The sequence below is a fragment of the Streptomyces sp. SID3212 genome (assembly GCF_009865405.1).
Lineage (GTDB): Bacteria > Actinomycetota > Actinomycetes > Streptomycetales > Streptomycetaceae > Streptomyces.
The window spans coordinates 1-3737 of the sequence record NZ_WWJY01000341.1 but is presented as its reverse complement, the minus strand read 5'-3'; the positions used below and the strand labels follow the sequence as shown (position 1 = coordinate 3737).

Here is a 3737-nt window from a genome sequence, read left to right as displayed (position 1 = left end):
GCGCCGGGGGTGGGCACGGGCGCGGAGGCCGTGGGGGTGGGCGTGGCCGTGGCGGACGGGTCCGGGGCGGCGGCGTTCGGCGCCGGTACGGGCACGGTGGAGCCGGGGGGCGGGGTCGCGGGCGCGGGCTGTTCCAGCACGGGGGGCGGTACGGGAGGCAGCGCCTCGGCCCGCTCGGGGACGCCGCGGACGGTCCCGTCCGGGTCGAGGAAGGCGGGGCTGCCGCCGGGGACCATGCCCAGCTCGCGGGCCCGGCGGCCGAGGGCGTCGGGCGCGGAGTGGTCGTCGACGTCCCGTTGCAGCGCCTGCTGCTCGTCGGTGAGGTCGGTGGTCTGTTTCTTCAGCTCGCTGAGCCGGAACGAGCCCTCGTTGAGGGAGGAGTTGAGGAGCAGCAGGGCGATCAGGCCGCCGCCGAGGAGCAGGACGACCAGCAGGACGAAGGGGGTACGGGCCGCCGAGGTGGCCCCGGCGGGCATCATCCGGGCGAGCCGTGCGGCGCGCCCCTTCAACTGCTTGGTCGGTCCGCTCACGACACGTCCTCCCGGATCCTCTCCGCCCCCCGCAGCCGGGCGGAGGCGGAGCGCCGGTTGTCGGCGATCTCTTCCTCCGTGGGAAGTTCGGCGCCGCGGGTGAGGAGCTTGAGGCGGGGCTGGTAGCGCTCGGGGACGACGGGCAGTCCCGGGGGCGCGGTGGTGGCGGCGCCCGCCGCGAAGACCTGTTTGACGACCCGGTCCTCCAGCGACTGGTAGGAGAGGACGGCGATACGGCCGCCGACGTCGAGGGCCTTGACGGCGGCGGGCAGTGAGGACTCCAGTGCGGAGAGCTCGCCGTTGACCTCGATGCGCAGGGCCTGGAAGGTGCGCTTGGCCGGATTGCCTCCGGTACGCATGGCCGCCTGGGGCAGTGCGTCGCGGATCAGGGCGACGAGCCGGGCGCTCTTGGTGAAGGGTTCCTTCTCGCGTTCCTTGACGACGGCGGAGACGATGCGCCTGGCCTGCTTCTCCTCGCCGTACGCGCGCAGGATCCGTACCAGCTCACCGGGCGGATAGGTGTTGAGGACCTCGGCGGCGCTGATGCCGCTGGACTGGTCCATCCGCATGTCGAGCGGGGCGTCGTGGGCGTACGCGAAGCCGCGTTCGGCCTCGTCCAGTTGCATGGAGGAGACGCCGAGGTCGAAGAGGACGCCCTGGACCTTGGGGATGCCCAGCCGGTCGAGGACCTCGGGGAGTTCGTGGGAGACGGCGTGGACGAGCGTGGCGCGGTCGCCGTACGGGGCGAGCCGCTCGCCGGAGAGCCGGAGGGCTTCCTTGTCGCGGTCGAGCGCGACCAGCCGGACCTCCGGGAACGCCGTGAGCAGTGCCTCGCTGTGGCCGCCGAGGCCCAGGGTGCCGTCGACGACGACGGCGCCGGGGCGGCCGAGGGCGGGGGCCAGCAGGTCCAGGCACCGCTGGAGCATCACCGGTACGTGTCGGGCCTGGTTCATGCGCCCCTCTCAGATCCGGCGCGGCCGGTACGTACGGCCGGGTCCCGCCCGCCCGGGAGGGGGAGGTCCGCCGGCGCCGGAAGGGCGTCGGCGGCCCCGGCCGAACCGGCGGGAGGAGGCCGAGCCGCACGTACGCCGCACACGCGGGGGAAATCGGGATGTCTTCGGAAGGTGTGTCCGTGGACTTCGCGTCACTTTAGTCCACGCGCCCTCGCGGTCAATCAACCGGCTGGCGCGTCGCGCGGGCCGGTCACCACAGCACCACAAACACCGCGGATCACCCCTTCGGACGACCGCGTCTGACCCATGTGGGGTAGCTCACATCCAGCCACGTTGACGCTCTTTGTTCTGTCTTGGGGCGAGCTTCGACGGGCTGTGACCATTACCGTCTTACGTATGTCGACTTCCGCACACCTCCCCGCAGAGCCCTCCGTGGCTCCCACCGGCGCGGCCCGCACCGGCGGGACGGTCACCGACCGGCTCATCGACGCCAACCACCGCTACGCCGACGCGTTCACCGACCCCGGCATGGACGCCCGCCCCGTGCTGCGCGTCGCCGTGGTCGCCTGCATGGACGCCCGGCTCGACCTGCACGGCGCGCTGGGCCTCGCGCTCGGCGACTGCCATACCATCCGCAACGCGGGAGGCGTGGTCACCGACGACGTCATCCGTTCCCTGACCATCAGCCAGCGGGCGCTCGGTACGCGTAGCGTCGTCCTCATCCATCACACCGGCTGCGGTCTGGAGAGCCTCACCGAGGAGTTCCGGCACGACCTGGAGATCGAGGTCGGCCAGCGGCCGTCCTGGGCGGTCGAGTCGTTCCGCGATGTCGACCAGGATGTACGGCAGTCGATGCGGCGGGTCCGTACCTCACCGTTCCTGGTGCACACGGACGACATCCGCGGCTTTGTCTTCGACGTGAAGACGGGTCTCCTGCGGGAGATCGAGACCTCCGACTAGCACTGGCCGACACCGGCCGATCCTCCAACTGTCGTCACCCGGCCCTCAATCACGGCAAAGCCGACGTATCCCACCCACTTATCCACAGGCGAGTGACACGAAGCGGTAACGGCAACAAGAATGCGTGTGTGACGGCGCACCGGAACCTTCCGGGGGCGGCGTCCGTATTTCGAGGTGGGCCGGGCCGTCTGATGAGCGCCGGCCCGTATGAACGGGCCGAGGAGGGCCGGGTGACGACCTATGACGATCGAGCGAGCCTCACTGATCTGACCACCACAGCGGAGCGTGTGCGCGCATCGGTGGAAGGTGTGATCGAGGGCAAGCCTGAGGTCGTACGGCTTTCGCTGACCGTGCTCCTCGCCGAGGGGCATCTTCTGATCGAAGATGTCCCCGGCGTGGGCAAGACGATGCTCGCGAAGGCACTGGCGCGCTCCATCGACTGTTCGGTGCGGCGTATCCAGTTCACTCCCGACCTGCTGCCGTCGGACATCACCGGGGTGTCCATCTACGACCAGCAGCGGCGGGAATTCGAGTTCAAGCCGGGGGCGATCTTCGCGCAGATCGTGATCGGCGACGAGATCAACCGCGCCTCCCCCAAGACCCAGTCGGCGCTGCTGGAGTCGATGGAGGAGCGCCAGGTCACCATCGACGGGCATTCCTACGAACTGCCCAGCCCGTTCATGGTGGTGGCCACCCAGAACCCGGTGGAGATGGAGGGCACGTATCCGCTCCCCGAGGCGCAGCGCGACCGCTTCATGGCCCGGGTGTCGATCGGCTACCCCAGCGCGGAGGCCGAGTTGCAGATGCTGGACGTGCACGGCGGGGTCTCGCCGCTGGACGACCTCCAGCCGGTGGCGCACGCGCACGACATCGTGAAGCTGATCGACGCGGTGCGCGGCGTGCATGTCGCCGAGTCCGTGCGGCGGTACGCGGTGGAGCTGGTCGGCGCGACCCGTAACCACCCGGACCTCAGACTCGGCGCCTCGCCGCGCGCCACGCTCCACCTGCTGCGGGCGGCGAAGGCCTCGGCCGCCCTGAGCGGCCGGGACTACGCGCTGCCGGACGACGTGCAGGCCCTGGCGGTGGCGGTGCTGGCGCACCGTCTGCTGCCCACGGCCCAGGCGCAGTTGAACCGCCGTACCGCCGAGCAGGTCGTGCTGGAGATCCTCCAGCGCACGCCCGTGCCCACGGCGGACGGCGGCCTGGCCGCGGGAGCGCGTCCGGTGCCGGGCGGCCCGCTCTACGGCCAGCAGCCCGGCGTACGGCGGCTGTGATGGGACCCGGGGGGACCGAC

The 3737-nt window shown here is 71.2% G+C and carries 4 protein-coding genes; 2 read left to right on the top strand and 2 right to left on the bottom strand.

Annotation, left to right across the window (positions count from 1 at the left end):
- Positions 1-479: hypothetical protein (locus GT042_RS10355; protein ID WP_237530662.1), on the bottom strand; the 479-nt coding region annotated here is incomplete at its 3' end.
- Positions 480-526: 47 nt separating this feature from the next.
- Complete coding sequence (gene rsmH, locus GT042_RS10350; RefSeq protein WP_161308423.1) at positions 527-1483, bottom strand: 16S rRNA (cytosine(1402)-N(4))-methyltransferase RsmH; 957 nt, start codon at positions 1481-1483, stop codon at positions 527-529.
- 396 nt (positions 1484-1879) lie between these two features.
- On the opposite strand from rsmH, the gene GT042_RS10345 reads away from it, so the two are divergent.
- A complete protein-coding gene (locus tag GT042_RS10345; RefSeq protein ID WP_161308422.1) occupies positions 1880-2443 on the top strand; it encodes a carbonic anhydrase in 564 nt (187 codons plus the stop codon).
- Between the two features lie 230 nt (positions 2444-2673).
- Complete coding sequence (locus tag GT042_RS10340) at positions 2674-3717, top strand: MoxR family ATPase (protein WP_161308421.1); 1044 nt, start codon at positions 2674-2676, stop codon at positions 3715-3717.
- Positions 3718-3737 lie beyond the last annotated feature (20 nt).

Excerpts from the sequence above, each read along its gene's own strand:
- rsmH (WP_161308423.1), bottom strand. The coding sequence starts at position 1,483 with ATGAACCAGGCCCGACACGTACCGGTGATGCTCCAGCGGTGCCTGGAC.
- GT042_RS10345 (WP_161308422.1), top strand. The coding sequence starts at position 1,880 with ATGTCGACTTCCGCACACCTCCCCGCAGAGCCCTCCGTGGCTCCCACC.